The sequence below is a fragment of the Synechococcus sp. UW105 genome, assembly GCF_900473935.1.
Taxonomy (GTDB): Bacteria; Cyanobacteriota; Cyanobacteriia; order PCC-6307; family Cyanobiaceae; genus Synechococcus_C.
In genome coordinates, this window is sequence record NZ_UCNN01000023.1 from 1 (window position 1) to 12,953 (window position 12,953).

Here is a 12,953-nt window from a genome sequence, read left to right on the forward strand (position 1 = left end):
GCGCAAGCTGAATCGCAAAGTAAAGCCCCCGCCGCTAGGTGGGGGCTTTTTGTTGCCTCTGAGCCCAGCACTGTGACCGATGCCGAAGAAACGCATCGACGAAAGCCGCAGCTCAAGGCGATGCAGTGGTTGCCATCAGGGGAATCAACGCCACAGCTTCAGAAGGCGTTGCTAATCAGCAAGCTGGCGTACTGGTGCAGACATAGCCCTAGCGTTCGTGACTGCAAGGCCTTCAGCAAAGCCCCAAGTTGACATCAAGGCATAACGGATTCACCACTAAGGGTGCCTTTCTCCTCTTGGCATGATCCGCCTTCGTTCACTCTCCGCGGTGGTGGTCTTGGCAGGCACTGCAGCGCTGGGGGCGACCATCCCCTCACTGGTGCATGCCCAAGTACCGGCAGCTCAGATTCGGGCCCTCAACCTGGCGCGCAATACAGCCGTCACCGACAACGGTGGGCTCACTGTTTACCGGCCTGCACCCTGCATGTTCCAAACCAATACTGGAGGTGGCGACTGCCTCATCCAAAACAACGCCGACGGTTACACCTTCCAATTCCTGGGCGGACAGCCCGGCTGGCCTGAAGACAACAGCCAGCCCACCACGGAAACAGAGATCAAGATTGCCCCTGATGGCTACACGGTTGACAGCGTCATTTACAACGGCGCGCCTCGTTAATCGTCAGCTAACAGCATCTGGAGCGCCTCAGGAACGACCCCTTCCAGGGGCCAGACCTCACGTTCCGTGATGCTGAGTGCGATCCCTTTCTCCCCATAGGCCGCCTCGTTGATGAACACGGGAACCCTGCCATCCGGGCCCTCGTAAGGGATCACGCTGCCATCAGCCTTCAGGAACAGTGGATCGCCGCTCAACAACGGTTGCCAGTCCTGACCCTGACGCGCCGGATGCACGCAAGCATCAGGCCGCCCCTCGGGATCACGGGGAAGATCGAGGCTGCCGAGATGGCGATGCACGATCAGGGCCGAAGGGCACACCAACTGGTGCCGCCGCGCATCTGCGATCACAGCCAGACAGGCTTCCAGCGTGAGGCGCGTCTGTTCCACGATGCTTGCCTGAAGCAGCATCTGCGGCACCGGGCCGATCTCAATCACGACACCACAGGGCCAGCGCTCCACCAAGAACCCTTGCTGGGCCTGATCGGCCTCGTGCAGATAAACGGGCAGTCCAAGACGCTGCTGAACCGCAGCCGCAAGGGCCAAATCGGCCGGCCTGCGGCCGTAGACCACCAGCGAACTGCCCATGGCCGCCGTGGTGCTGTGCAGATCAAGGGCGACAACACAGCCCTCCGGCCCCTCCGGTCCAAAGCGACTGACCAATTCATGGGCGCGAACGATCTCTCGATCGAGCCGCGATGACTCGCAGCTGGCCATGGCTTGATCGTCCGCCCGTGCCAGAAGCTCAAGCCTGAAGCTGCGATTGAGATCCCGATCGAGATAACGGCGACCCTGCGCACGCGCCTCAGGGTTACCGATCACGGGCACTGGGGTGACGTCAGGGCAAGCAATCAGAGCCGGATTGCGCTGCCATTGATCCAGCAACCATGGGGCGTTGATCTCGTTGCCATGGGTACCGGCCACCACCAAAACGCGAGGGAGTGCCATTCACCAGATGCCAACACCTCCAGACTGACACTGTTGAACGCCGCGACCCATGGCAGTCCCCCCTTTAGTTGTTGCCACTGCCCGTGATGGCTGGCGCTGGCAATGGCGTCAATTAATGCAGGGGCTGGGGCCAGCTGATGCGGAAGGGCGCTACGTCCGCCCGCCCAGCGATCGACTCGAAGTCACGGTTCCCCCATCAGAGGAGCTGCTGGGTCGATCCATTCAGCAACGGCCGCGATTGGTGATCGGGCGCAGCTGCCCCTGGGCCCATCGCACCTGGCTGATGCACCGCTTGCGGCAACTGGAGGGAACGCTCACGCTGCTCACGGCCAAGGCGGATCACCGCGCCGGACGCTGGAGTCTTGCTCCCTCCTGGTTGGGCTGCGATTCGCTGCTGGCCCTCTACCGACACTGCGGCACACCGCCGCATCACCGTGCCACCGTTCCAGCCCTTGTCGATCCAGGCAACAACGCCGACATCACCCCCCGTCTGCTGGGCAATGACAGTGCCGCTCTCAGCGAAGCCCTCAACCATTGGCCTGGCGGAGACGGAGCAATGAATCTGGCGCCTAGCGATCTGCTGCCAGCGATCGAATGCTGGCAGTCCCTGCTGCAGCCCGCTGTCAATGACGGCGTCTACCGCTGCGGCTTCGCACGCACCCAGCAGGCATACAACGAAGCCAGCGCCGAGCTGTTCGCCGCCCTTGAACAAGTTGAAGCAGCTCTTCAGAGCCAGGGGCCATGGCTATGCGGTGAGCCGCTCACCATCGCCGATGTGCGCCTATTCCCCACCCTGATCCGTTGGGAACTGGTGTATGCACCGCTATTTGGCTGCAGTGCCAGACCGTTATGGATGTTCCCAGCTCTGTGGCGCTGGCGCCAACGCTTTTACGCCCTACCCGGAGTGGCCAACACCTGCGATGGCGAGGCCTGGCGCGCTGATTACTTCGGAGCGTTGTTTCCCCTCAATCCAGGTGGCCTTGTCCCAGCCGGGCCGGATCTGAGCACGCTGATCGGCCACCCAGGTCCAGCAAATTGAAGCCGCTGGCATGGTTGAGCTCAAACCACAACCACCGCCTGCCCCTCTGGGGCAGGTTTTTTGAATGCAGCATTTCCGCACAGGTCCGAGCACACTGGTGATCAGTCGCGCGGCACGGTCATGACCACGACTGATCCCCAGTTTGAAGGCGTTTATGGCCCCTACACCATCACGGAGCAAGACCGCCGGGATGTGCAGCGCTATCGCTTCGCCCTACTCGTGAGTGGCATCGCCTTCAGCGCCGGGCTCCTGCAATGGTGGCAACTGGGAGGTCAGCTGGCCTGGCTCTGGATCCTGCCCCTCGCCGCAGCCATGGGCCTGGCCCTGCACTGGATCCACATCTATTTGAAACCGTTGCACCGAACCCTGCAGCTGTTCTGGCTACTGGGTTGCCTCGGTTGGGCCGCACTGCTGGTGCTCGCCGGCCCGTCAAACGCGCTCAGCACTCTGCAGAGGCAACCTCTCTGGATCCTGGCGGTGGGCCCACTCTTTGCCGCCCTGGCCGGTATCGGCTTCAAGGAGTTCTTTTGCTTTCAGCGGCCTGAGGCAATCGGCCTCACCCTGCTGTTGCCCATCGCCTTGCTGGGACAGCTCAGCGGATTGCTACCAGCGGCCCTAAGCCTGGTGCTGCTAGGAGCAGCGGCGATGCTGTTGATCGTGCTGGCCTTACGTAAATTCGGCGGTGCGGCCGCTGCAGATGTCGGCGATAAGAGTGTGTTTGCTTATCTGGAGCAACAGCGCACGGCTGGAGCCCAGTGAGTCTGATCAGCCTGGTGGATGCGGAAAAAGATTTCGGCATCCGCACCCTTTTCGCCGCCCTCACCCTTCACATCGGCAGCAATGACAGGCTCGGTTTAATCGGCCCGAATGGCGCTGGCAAATCAACGCTGCTGAAGGTGCTGGCAGGAGACGAGCCGCTTGGTGGAGGAGAGCGGCGCTGTTCGCCACGGCTGCGCGTGGAGCTGGTTGGCCAAGACAGTGTGGTGCAGCCCGGGCTCACAGTGCTTGAGCAGGTTCTGGCCGGCTGTGGGGAGAAACGGGAACTGCTGCTGCGCTTCAGCGCCCTAACCGAAGCCGTGGCCCAGGAACCCGAAAACAGCACCCTGCTCACCGAGCTTGGCCACCTCAGCCAACGCATGGATGAAGCCGAGGCCTGGGGGCTGGAACAACAGTGCCAGGAGGTGTTGCAACGCTTGGGGATCAGCGATCTGCACAAACCGGTGGAGGAGCTCTCCGGCGGGTATCGCAAACGGGTAGGCCTGGCATCAGCCCTGGTGGCTTGCCCTGATGTGCTGTTGCTGGATGAGCCCACCAACCACCTCGATGCGGCCGCCGTGGAATGGCTGCAAAGCTGGCTGGATCGCTATCCAGGAGCGGTGGTGCTCGTCACCCATGACCGCTACGTGCTTGACCGAGTCACCCGTCGGATTGTGGAGGTAGCCGACGGCGAAGCCCGCAGTTACGACGGCAACTACAGCACGTATCTGCAACGCAAGGCAGAGCAGGATGCGGCCGATGCCGCCTCTGCGGCCAAGTTCAAAAGCGTGCTGCGCCGCGAGCTCGCCTGGCTTCGCCAGGGGCCAAAAGCCCGCAGCACCAAGCAGAAAGCTCGGCTGCAAAGGATCGAAGCGATGCGCGCCGCCCCACCCAAGCGCGCCAAAAACCAGCTCGAGATGGCAAGCGTGAGCCGCCGGATCGGCAAGGTGGCCATTGAAGCGGAGAACCTACGGGTCACCAACGACGGAACATCCAGTGGGACTGTGCTGCTCGACGACTTCACGTACAGCTTCAGCCCAGAGGATCGAATCGGCATCATCGGGCCGAACGGCAGCGGCAAATCGACTCTGCTGGATCTGATTGCCGAACGCCGACAGCCGTGCGGAGGAGAGCTTCGCCTCGGTGACACGGTGCACCTGGGCTATCTCGATCAGCACACCGATCTGCTCACCAGTGGCCGCGGGCTGGAGCGCAAGGTGATCGAATTCGTGGAAGAAGCAGCCTCCCGAATCGACCTGGGGGGCGAGCAGCTCAGTGCGTCGCAGTTGCTGGAACGCTTTCTCTTCCCTCCGGCCCAGCAACACAGCCCTCTGAGCAAACTCTCCGGTGGCGAACGTCGCCGGCTCACGCTCTGCCGCCTGCTCATCCAGGCCCCGAATGTGCTGCTACTCGACGAACCCACGAATGATCTGGATGTGCACACCCTGAGCGTGCTGGAGGATCTTCTCGAGGATTTTCGAGGCTGCGTGATCGTGGTTTCGCACGATCGCTACTTTCTCGATCGCACCGTTGACCGTCTCTTCTGCTTTGAAGAGGGCAAGCTCAAACGATTTGAAGGCAACTACAGCGAATTTCTCGACCACCGCCGGGAGCTGGAACGGGCCGAAGAACTCAGCCGCAACTCCACCAGCCGCGCATCATCAACATCAAGCGCAGGGCCTCGTGAGAAGGCAGCCACACCAACCAGCAACAAGCCCCGCCGGCGCAGCTTCAAGGAAGCGCGGGAGCTGGAACAACTCGACAAACAGCTGCCAGAGATGGAAACGCGCAAGGCTGCACTAGAGACAGCAATCGGCAGCGGCAGCGACGATCTCACCAGCCTCAGCCAAGAGCTGGCCACACTGCTGGAAACACTGGCCGAGGCAGAAGAACGCTGGCTTGAACTCAGCGAACTGGCACCTTGAGCCCGGAGCGTCTGCGACGACGCGGGTGGACGAGGGCCTCCCCAGACGACGGGGCCGGCCATTCACAGCTGGGAGGGCACTGCACCGTGCCCTCCCAGGGCTGGGGCTCCACCCGCTGACCAGCCTCCTCTGCCTTCTTCATCGCGGTTGGGCGGTAATCCTGAGCAGAGCGGTGCAACTGCATCTGATCTCCCATACGCCGCAGGTAAAGGTCATGAGACCAAATCACCTGGTTGTGTTCGAACGCCTCACAGGCAGCCAACATCGAACTGAACCGCTGGCTCACCAGACCGGACGGCGCACATTGTTTCCACTCCAAAACCTGCTGGAAGGAAAGACCTTCACGCCACTGGCGTTGTTCGGAGAGATAGCAGAACTCCTCCGGGCCGTTGATCCAAAACATCCGGCCTTCGTCATCCATGAAATGCCGGCCCTGGCGCTGCCTGATCCGAACCATGGGATGACTGCCCACTTCCTATTCAGCTGTTAGCGCCGGTCATGGCCTGCTGACAATGACGTTGTTACGGAAACGGAGTGGCACCCCATGGCCGTGGCGTCCGTGGAAATGAGCCGTAAGGTAATGAGCGTTGCAAGAAGGCGGTGCTGGCCGCAGCTCTCATGAAATCAATCGACGAGCACATTCAGAAGGACCAGACCGACCTTCAGGAAGCCCAGGCTGAAGGGAATGAGGCGAAGGTCCGCCACATCACTGAGGAGCTGGAGTCCCTTCAGGAGTACAAGAAGGAACATCCTGAAGACTCCCACGACCCCACACCCCTGGAGCTCTACTGCGAGGCCAACCCTGATGCAGACGAGTGTCGGGTCTACGACGACTGACCCAGCGCCAGAGACGAACAAAAAAAGCCTGCAGCTTTGTGGCTGCAGGCTTTTTTAATGGTTCAGTGCAGTCGCACACCACTGAGCGGGGAACTTTCAGAGCTCCTCGTCATATTCCGCCGGACTGCTGGTCAGACCGCAGACCACAGCCTCCTGAGGTTTCATCGGCTGTACCGATGCGATAGGACGACCACGGCGTCGCAGGGCTTCCACTTCGGCTTGGGTCTGGCAGCGGGCGATCAGCCCACCACGATCATCAAAACAGGTGAAAAAAGTCACAGCAGAGGATCAGCTCTGCTCCCTTTATTGCCATGGAGGTGACAAAGCACAACAGAGTGCAGCACCTTTTTTCAGACTCCGAGTTCCGCCCAAACGCTCTGAAGAAGACGATCCAGACCTTGGCCCATGGCCGCAGAGGTCAACATCACCGGTCTGCCACTGGCCTCCTCGAGACGCTGCCGCTGCTCTTCACGTTCGTCCTCATCGATCAACTCCAACTTGTTCAGCACCAGTAAGCGCGGACGATCCACAAGACCGTGGCCATAGGCCTCCAACTCCTGTTCCACAACGCGGAGGTCTCCCACAGGGTCCTCTGAGCCACCGTCCACCATGTGAACCAGCAACCGCGTGCGTTCAATGTGGCGTAAGAAGTCATGGCCGAGGCCGGCGCCTTGGGCAGCACCAGCGATCAAACCGGGAATATCAGCAAAGACAGTGCCATCTCCTGTCGGACGACGCACCACACCAAGATTGGGCACCAGGGTGGTGAAGGGATAGTCGGCGATCTTGGGTCGCGCTGCTGAAAGCACGCTGATCAGCGTGCTTTTCCCCGCATTCGGCAGGCCAATGATCCCCACTTCAGCAAGCAGTTTGAGCTCAAGCTGTAAGGGCCATTCCTCACCCTCTCGGCCTTCCGTGCATTTCTCCGGTGCTCGATTGCGATTGCTGAGGTAATGAGCATTGCCGAGCCCACCGCGACCACCGAAAGCCACCACTAATTGCTCACCGCTGTCTGTGAGATCTCCCAGCAGGATGTCGGTTTTGAGATGCCGGACCTCCGTTCCACATGGCACCTTGATCACCAGATCTGGGCCTGACGCACCCGTGCAGCGATTCGGCCCACCCCGGCGCCCATCAACGGCCGGGAAGAGACGTTTGTATTTGAAATCCAGGAGTGTTTGAAGGTTCGCATCCGCTTCCAGCACCACGTTGCCCCCATGGCCCCCATCGCCGCCGGATGGACCACCAGCAGGCACATATTTCTCGCGCCGGAACGCAACAATGCCATCGCCTCCACGGCCTCCGCGCACGGTGACTCGGGCTTGGTCAATGAATTGCACGTCAAGCGTCGGGCAGGGCCAACCATCAACCCTAAGATCGCGGCATCCTGGATCTCAGCAGTGGCAGGCGTTCGCTTTGAGGGGCTGAGCAAAACCTATCCCGGCCGTGGTGAAAACCAACCCGTGGAGGTCATCCGGCAGTTGGATCTCACGATTCAGGATGGAGAGTTCCTGGTCTTGGTGGGGCCTTCAGGCTGCGGCAAAAGCACCCTGTTGAGACTGCTTGCTGGCCTTGACTCCCCGACAGACGGAGAGATCCGTATTGGAGATCGTCCGATCACCGACCTCAGGCCGGCCCAGAGAGATGTGGCAATGGTGTTTCAGAGCTACGCGCTCTATCCCCACCTCAGCGTGCGCGACAACCTCAGTTTCGGCCTGAGGCGCAGCAGAGCTCGCACCAATCTTCAGCAACTGCAGGATCAGCTGCATCGCCGCACCCGTGGCCTACCCCAGCCATTGCGCATCCCCTCGCAGCGCGAGAGCAAAATCGAACGGCGCGTCAACGACGTGGCAGCAGCCCTTGAGCTGGACCATCTCTTAGACCGCCGACCGAAGGAGCTGTCCGGTGGCCAAAAACAACGCGTTGCTCTCGGACGAGCCATGGCACGCCAACCGGCGGTGTTTCTGATGGATGAACCCCTCAGCAACCTGGATGCCAAATTGCGTGCCAGCACGCGGGCCCGGATCGTTGGCCTGCAACGGCAGCTAGGAACGACCACCCTTTATGTCACCCACGATCAGGTTGAGGCCATGACGATGGGACATCGCATCGCCGTTCTGAATCAGGGCCGATTGCAACAACTCGGCACGCCCATGGAGCTCTACCGCTGGCCCTCCAACCTCTTTGTGGCTCAATTCATCGGCAGTCCTCCGATGAATGTTCTGCCGGTGCAGGTGGGAGCAGGCTCCACGCTGATTCTTGGCGACAAACGTCTCACACCTGAAGGGCCGATCGCGGCAGCCCTCCCCAGCCTCGAAGGCAACACCCTGACCGCCGGCATCCGCCCCGAGCATCTGCAGGTGGCACCTGCCACCAACCGCAACCTGCCGGCAGAGGTCAGCCACAGTGAAGTGCTGGGCAACGAGCAACTCGTCACCTGCCGTCTACTCGATGGCGATCATCTCGTTCAGGTTCGCGCCGAACCAAGCCTGAGCCTGAACCCAGGCTGCCGCATACACCTCGCGGCAGACCCACAGGGCTGGCGTCTGTTCGATGCTGATGGCGAAGCGATCTCCTTGCCGGAACCACCGCCCAGCCGCGGACCAGAACCAGCACTGCCACCCCTCTAGCGAGGCCAGATCACACTGCAGCCAGGGCCACCATCTCCCTTCTCTGCATCGATGACTCGCTCCACATAGGGCACGGTGTCGAGCCATTGGCGCAAACCGCGCTTGAGTTTGCCAGTGCCAATGCCATGGATCACCCAAAGCGGTCCATTGGCACCGCGGAGCAACTCCTCAACAGCCGCTTCAGCTTCATGCACCCGCATCCCTCGCACATCCAAGGTGTTGCGTGAGGTGCGCACCTCTGCACCCCGCGTTCCTATCCCTCTGGCTTTGACCTGCACAGTGGCGGGTGGCGGTGTGGGTTGACGGCCATCCAAGCTCTCCACCGCCGCCAGCTCCACAGTGCTGCGCATCACACCGCAACGCACAGTCAACTGCAGACCATCATCAGAAATCGCCAGCACCTCAGCTGCTTTGCCGAGAGCCAACAAACGAATGCGATCCCCCACCTTTGGGCTCCAGTCTGGGTGTTGCCTGCGTTGGGGCGCAGGCCGATGATCCGATTCGAGCCGTCGTAAGCGCTGGCCTGCCTGACGCGCCGTTTCACCATCAGCGTTCTGATCGCGAAGCCGCCGGATCAGTCGACGCACCTCCTTCTGACCATCGCGAATCGAGGTTTCAAGGCGCTGGCGCCCTTGCTCCTGCTGTTGCGACGACTGCTGGCGCTGACGCTCCCAGCGGCCGAGCAGCTCTTCATGCAGCAGCTCCGTACGAGCCAAGAGCACAGCGGCATCCTCAGCCGCTGCTTGCTGACGCTGACGCTGCTCCTCCAGACCACGGATGACAACATTCACATCGCCGTCGGCTTGGGGGCTGAGCAAACTGCGCGCCTGATCGATGACCTGGTGATCCAGCCCGAGACGGGAGGCAATGGCTAGAGCGTTGCTGCGACCAGGAATCCCCCAGAGCAATTGATAGGTCGGGGACAGGGTTTCGGCATCGAAGGCAACGGAGGCGTTCTCGAACCGGTCGTCGCTGTACTTGAGGGCCTTGAGCTCACCGAAGTGCGTAGTGGCGATTGTGAGCCTGGCCCGATCGGCAAGCGCTCTGAGCAATGCCGTCGCCAGGGCTGTCCCTTCACTGGGATCCGTTCCGGCCCCAACCTCATCGAGCAACACCAGGGCAGGTGCCGGGCCGTTGTCCAGCGCCTCCAGAATGCAGCCAATCCGCTTCACATGACCACTGAAGGTGGACAGGCTCTGCTGCAGCGATTGCTCATCGCCGATATCGGCCAGCACCTGAGCACACCAGGGCAATGATGGACTGCCGCTGCACGGCAGCCAAAGCCCAGCACGCGCCATCAGAGCGGCCAAGCCGACACTTTTCAGCGTCACGGTCTTACCACCAGTGTTAGGCCCCGTAATCGCCACCACCCGCAGCTCAGGCGAGACCGTGATGCTGATCGGAACGACCGGTGCTCCCTGATCGCGCTTCTCCAACCACACCAGCAGTGGATGGCGGAGCTGATCGAAGACGAAGGGAGTCTGGGGGTCGGCCTCCAAGCGCGGAGGGACCCCTCCGATCCACTGGCCGTAGAGAGCCCTTGCCAAGCTGAGATCCAAAACCAGCAACACCTCTCCGAGCCGGATCAGCGGCTCATGCTGAGCCGCAACCGCGGCACTCAGCTCCGCAAGCAAGCGCTGCTCCTCCTCCCGAATGCGGCCCTCCTGGTCGGCCAAACGGTTGCCGAGCTCGATCACCCCCTGAGGCTCCACAAACACGGTGTTCCCAGAAGCAGAGCTGTCATGCACCATGCCCTTGCAGTGAGAGATGGCACCGGCCTTCACCGCCAGAACAGGTCGACCATGACGCTCCGACACCACCGTGTCCTGAAGCTGGGCCGACCAACGCCGGAGCGTCTCCTGCAGCCGATCACGTCGCTGTTGTCTCAGAAGCTGCCATTGCTGACGCAGCCCAGCCAACACAGGGCTGGCCCGATCAGCCACACGGCCGCCCTCCTCCAAAGCGAATTTGAGCCGTTGTTCCAGCTCAGGCATGGTGGCCACAGCACTAAACAATGCCGTGCAGAGCGGGCGCAGCTCGGGATCATCAACCTGACGCCGAAGCCGACGAGCCGCGGCCAGGGTGTCGGCGACCGCCAACAGCTCCTCACCATGGGCGGTGCCACCCTTGCTACAGCGCAGCAGCACAGCCTCCAGATCGTGCACCCCCTGAAAACTGAGCCCGCCTTCGGTGACTCCATTCAGTCCGGCGAGCTCAATCGAGCGGGCCAGCCACTGGCGACTGATCTCGATGTGCTCCGGCAGGACGGTGACTTGCGCAGCCTTACGTCCAGCCAGGGTGCTAGTGAACGAGGCCAGATGGGAACACAACCTGGGCCACTCCAGCAGCTCCAGCGTTTGCTGCAGCACAGGACTGTGATGCGACGAGGCAACGTGGTGAAGGGGCGGCATTAGGGCTGAGGAACCGCCGCCTCCAGCTGATTGGAGGGAATCCCTCCGGGAGGCTCGTAAAGCATTTCCAGCCAGTTTCCCTCTGGATCGCGCAAATAAAAGGAGGCAGTGCCATCGCGGTGATCATGCACAGCGCCCACCTTCACGCCATGCTCACGCAGCTGCTGGTGAACCCGATCCACATCGGCTCGATCGTGGAAATGGAAGGCGAAATGGGGGCCAGCAGCCTTGTAGTTCGGTCCCAGCAAGGCCAAACCATCGCGGCCATCCCCGGCTTCGAGATAGCACCAATCGTTGGCCTTCCATACCATTCGCATGCCGAGACCTGTGTAGAAGCCGACGGCACGGTCCATGTCTTCAACGCGAATGGCGACATGACCAAGACGATGGACGGGAACCATGTTGGAGAGACCGACTAGAAGCGGAGACATACAACGTTGTTTGAACCTACTGGCGAGGCTCAAGGGCTGCGGGAGCAGGAACGGGATCGTGAGCGAAGGAGATCCCCCAGGATGTGCGGCACACACATCCGATCGAGAAACAGATCAGGCCGCTACCGATCAAGTTGAGAGCAGAAGCCCGATCGCGACGATCACCCTCCAGCAACAGGTGGGCCGCGATCACGAAGGCAATCGCCGAGGCCACAAAGGGCAGAGGGCTCCAAAAGCGGAGGGGGCGAGCGGCGGCCATGGAGGCAGGGTGGTGCCTCCTTTCGTTAGCCGCAAATCATCAGGACTGCCGCAACCACTCCGCAGCATCACAGGCGTGATAAGTGAGAATCAAATCGGCACCGGCCCGCTTGAAGCTGAGCAAGGTCTCCAGAACAACGGCACGTTCATCGATCCAACCACGCTCTGCGGCAGCCTTGACCATGGAGTATTCACCACTGACGTTGTAAGCGGCAATCGGCAATTCAGACTCCTCACGCAAACGGTGAATGATGTCGAGATAGGCCAACCCGGGCTTCACCATCATGATGTCAGCCCCTTCCTGTTCATCTAACTGGGCCTCGGTAATCGCCTCACGGGCATTGGCCGGATCCATCTGATAGGTGTCCTTGTTTGTGGGGATCGGCTTGCTGCCAGCAGCTCGTGGAGCGGAGTCGAGGGCCTCACGGAAAGGGCCGTAATAGGCAGAGGAATATTTAGCGGTGTAGCTGATGATCCCCACATGCTCAAATCCGGCGTCATCGAGGGCTTCTCGAATGGCACCAACGCGTCCGTCCATCATGTCGCTCGGGCCAATCAAATCGGCACCAGCCTCCGCCTGCATCACCGCCTGACGACAGAGCAACTCAATGGTCTCGTCATTGAGCACCACCCCGTCCTCGCTGACGATGCCGTCATGGCCATCACAGGAATAGGGGTCAAGGGCCACATCGGTCATGATCGCCATATCGGGCAGATCTCTTTTGAGCTGACGAATGGCTGTTGGGATCAGGCCGTTTTCGTTAAAACACTCAGCGCCATCCTCCGTCTTGAGACTCTCCGACACCTTGGGGAACAGCACCACACAGCGGATGCCGAGATCCCAGGCCCGCTTCACCTCGCCGCTGAGCTGATCCAGGCTCCATCGAAAGGCACCAGGCATGGCTCCAATCGGCTCGATCTCCGTACCCTCATGCACGAATAGCGGGTAGATGAAGTCGGATGGCTGCAGGAGCCTTTCGCGCACCATGGCCCTCAGAGCAGGGGTCCGACGCAGGCGACGAGGGCGGTAGGTGAGCTCCATCCAG

14 protein-coding genes are annotated in these 12,953 nt (G+C 61.2%); 6 read left to right on the forward strand and 8 right to left on the reverse strand.

All coding sequences use genetic code 11. The features are described from left to right. Positions 1-304 precede the first annotated feature (304 nt). The gene (locus DXY16_RS09865) at positions 305-676 is read left to right on the forward strand and encodes a hypothetical protein (protein ID WP_115019969.1); all 372 of its coding nucleotides are present in this window, start codon (positions 305-307) and stop codon (positions 674-676) included. On the opposite strand, the gene DXY16_RS09870 is transcribed toward DXY16_RS09865, so the two are convergent. Further along, on the reverse strand, positions 673-1,620 hold the full coding sequence (locus tag DXY16_RS09870) for an aspartoacylase (RefSeq protein WP_115121070.1): 948 nt from the start codon (positions 1,618-1,620) through the stop codon (positions 673-675). The genes DXY16_RS09865 and DXY16_RS09870 overlap by 4 nt on opposite strands. Positions 1,621-1,669: 49 nt before the next feature. Here DXY16_RS09870 and DXY16_RS09875 point away from each other — a divergent pair, with 49 nt between their 5' ends. The 3 genes from DXY16_RS09875 to DXY16_RS09885 all read left to right on the forward strand — a co-directional run bounded on the left by DXY16_RS09875 (position 1,670) and on the right by DXY16_RS09885 (position 5,340). Next, positions 1,670-2,659 (forward strand): glutathione S-transferase C-terminal domain-containing protein, encoded by a 990-nt coding sequence (locus DXY16_RS09875; RefSeq protein ID WP_115121071.1) that lies wholly within the window; start codon positions 1,670-1,672, stop codon positions 2,657-2,659. A 120-nt stretch (positions 2,660-2,779) separates the two neighbouring features. Continuing rightward, positions 2,780-3,418: a DUF2301 domain-containing membrane protein gene (locus DXY16_RS09880; RefSeq protein WP_115121072.1), complete on the forward strand. Its 639-nt coding sequence runs from the start codon at positions 2,780-2,782 to the stop codon at positions 3,416-3,418. Next, positions 3,415-5,340, forward strand: coding sequence for an ABC-F family ATP-binding cassette domain-containing protein (locus tag DXY16_RS09885; RefSeq protein WP_115121073.1), 1,926 nt, complete (start codon positions 3,415-3,417; stop codon positions 5,338-5,340). The genes DXY16_RS09880 and DXY16_RS09885 overlap by 4 nt, the downstream gene beginning before the upstream one ends. Here DXY16_RS09885 and DXY16_RS09890 read toward each other — a convergent pair. Further along, a complete protein-coding gene (locus tag DXY16_RS09890; RefSeq protein WP_115121074.1) occupies positions 5,321-5,797 on the reverse strand; it encodes a hypothetical protein in 477 nt (158 codons plus the stop codon). The genes DXY16_RS09885 and DXY16_RS09890 overlap by 20 nt on opposite strands. A gap of 161 nt (positions 5,798-5,958) precedes the next feature. On the opposite strand from DXY16_RS09890, the gene DXY16_RS09895 reads away from it, so the two are divergent. Continuing rightward, positions 5,959-6,177 carry a CP12 domain-containing protein gene (locus tag DXY16_RS09895; protein WP_115019967.1) on the forward strand — a complete coding sequence of 73 codons (219 nt, stop codon included), beginning with the start codon at positions 5,959-5,961 and terminating at the stop codon, positions 6,175-6,177. 96 nt (positions 6,178-6,273) lie between these two features. Here DXY16_RS09895 and DXY16_RS09900 read toward each other — a convergent pair whose 3' ends face one another. Continuing rightward, positions 6,274-6,456, reverse strand: coding sequence for a hypothetical protein (locus DXY16_RS09900; RefSeq protein WP_115019954.1), 183 nt, complete (start codon positions 6,454-6,456; stop codon positions 6,274-6,276). 71 nt (positions 6,457-6,527) lie between these two features. Next, complete coding sequence (gene cgtA / locus DXY16_RS09905; protein ID WP_115121075.1) at positions 6,528-7,517, reverse strand: Obg family GTPase CgtA; 990 nt, start codon at positions 7,515-7,517, stop codon at positions 6,528-6,530. Positions 7,518-7,577: 60 nt separating this feature from the next. On the opposite strand from cgtA, the gene DXY16_RS09910 reads away from it, so the two are divergent. Further along, a complete protein-coding gene (locus DXY16_RS09910) occupies positions 7,578-8,807 on the forward strand; it encodes an ABC transporter ATP-binding protein (protein WP_115121105.1) in 1,230 nt (409 codons plus the stop codon). Here DXY16_RS09910 and DXY16_RS09915 read toward each other — a convergent pair. The 4 genes from DXY16_RS09915 to hemB are packed head-to-tail and all read right to left on the reverse strand — an operon-like array spanning position 8,804 to position 12,949. Then, a complete protein-coding gene (locus tag DXY16_RS09915) occupies positions 8,804-11,218 on the reverse strand; it encodes an endonuclease MutS2 (RefSeq protein WP_115121076.1) in 2,415 nt (804 codons plus the stop codon). The two genes, DXY16_RS09910 and DXY16_RS09915, sit on opposite strands and share 4 nt — an antisense overlap. Beyond that, positions 11,218-11,619 carry a VOC family protein gene (locus tag DXY16_RS09920; RefSeq protein WP_115121106.1) on the reverse strand — a complete coding sequence of 134 codons (402 nt, stop codon included), beginning with the start codon at positions 11,617-11,619 and terminating at the stop codon, positions 11,218-11,220. Before DXY16_RS09920 ends, DXY16_RS09915 begins: the two co-directional genes overlap by 1 nt. Before the next feature lie 46 nt (positions 11,620-11,665). Next, positions 11,666-11,908 (reverse strand): hypothetical protein, encoded by a 243-nt coding sequence (locus DXY16_RS09925; RefSeq protein WP_115121077.1) that lies wholly within the window; start codon positions 11,906-11,908, stop codon positions 11,666-11,668. Between the two features lie 39 nt (positions 11,909-11,947). Further along, positions 11,948-12,949 (reverse strand): porphobilinogen synthase, encoded by a 1,002-nt coding sequence (gene hemB, locus DXY16_RS09930; protein ID WP_115121078.1) that lies wholly within the window; start codon positions 12,947-12,949, stop codon positions 11,948-11,950. Positions 12,950-12,953: the final 4 nt, after the last annotated feature.

What these genes read in the sequence shown, in the direction of transcription:
- DXY16_RS09925 (WP_115121077.1), bottom strand. Translation starts at nt 11,908, where the DNA reads ATGGCCGCCGCTCGCCCCCTCCGCTTTTGGAGCCCTCTGCCCTTTGTG.
- hemB (WP_115121078.1), bottom strand. Translation starts at nt 12,949, where the DNA reads ATGGAGCTCACCTACCGCCCTCGTCGCCTGCGTCGGACCCCTGCTCTG.
- DXY16_RS09870 (WP_115121070.1), bottom strand. Translation starts at nt 1,620, where the DNA reads ATGGCACTCCCTCGCGTTTTGGTGGTGGCCGGTACCCATGGCAACGAG.
- DXY16_RS09895 (WP_115019967.1), top strand. Translation starts at nt 5,959, where the DNA reads ATGAAATCAATCGACGAGCACATTCAGAAGGACCAGACCGACCTTCAG.
- DXY16_RS09920 (WP_115121106.1), bottom strand. Translation starts at nt 11,619, where the DNA reads ATGGTTCCCGTCCATCGTCTTGGTCATGTCGCCATTCGCGTTGAAGAC.
- DXY16_RS09875 (WP_115121071.1), top strand. Translation starts at nt 1,670, where the DNA reads ATGGCAGTCCCCCCTTTAGTTGTTGCCACTGCCCGTGATGGCTGGCGC.
- DXY16_RS09915 (WP_115121076.1), bottom strand. Translation starts at nt 11,218, where the DNA reads ATGCCGCCCCTTCACCACGTTGCCTCGTCGCATCACAGTCCTGTGCTG.
- DXY16_RS09880 (WP_115121072.1), top strand. Translation starts at nt 2,780, where the DNA reads ATGACCACGACTGATCCCCAGTTTGAAGGCGTTTATGGCCCCTACACC.
- DXY16_RS09890 (WP_115121074.1), bottom strand. Translation starts at nt 5,797, where the DNA reads ATGGTTCGGATCAGGCAGCGCCAGGGCCGGCATTTCATGGATGACGAA.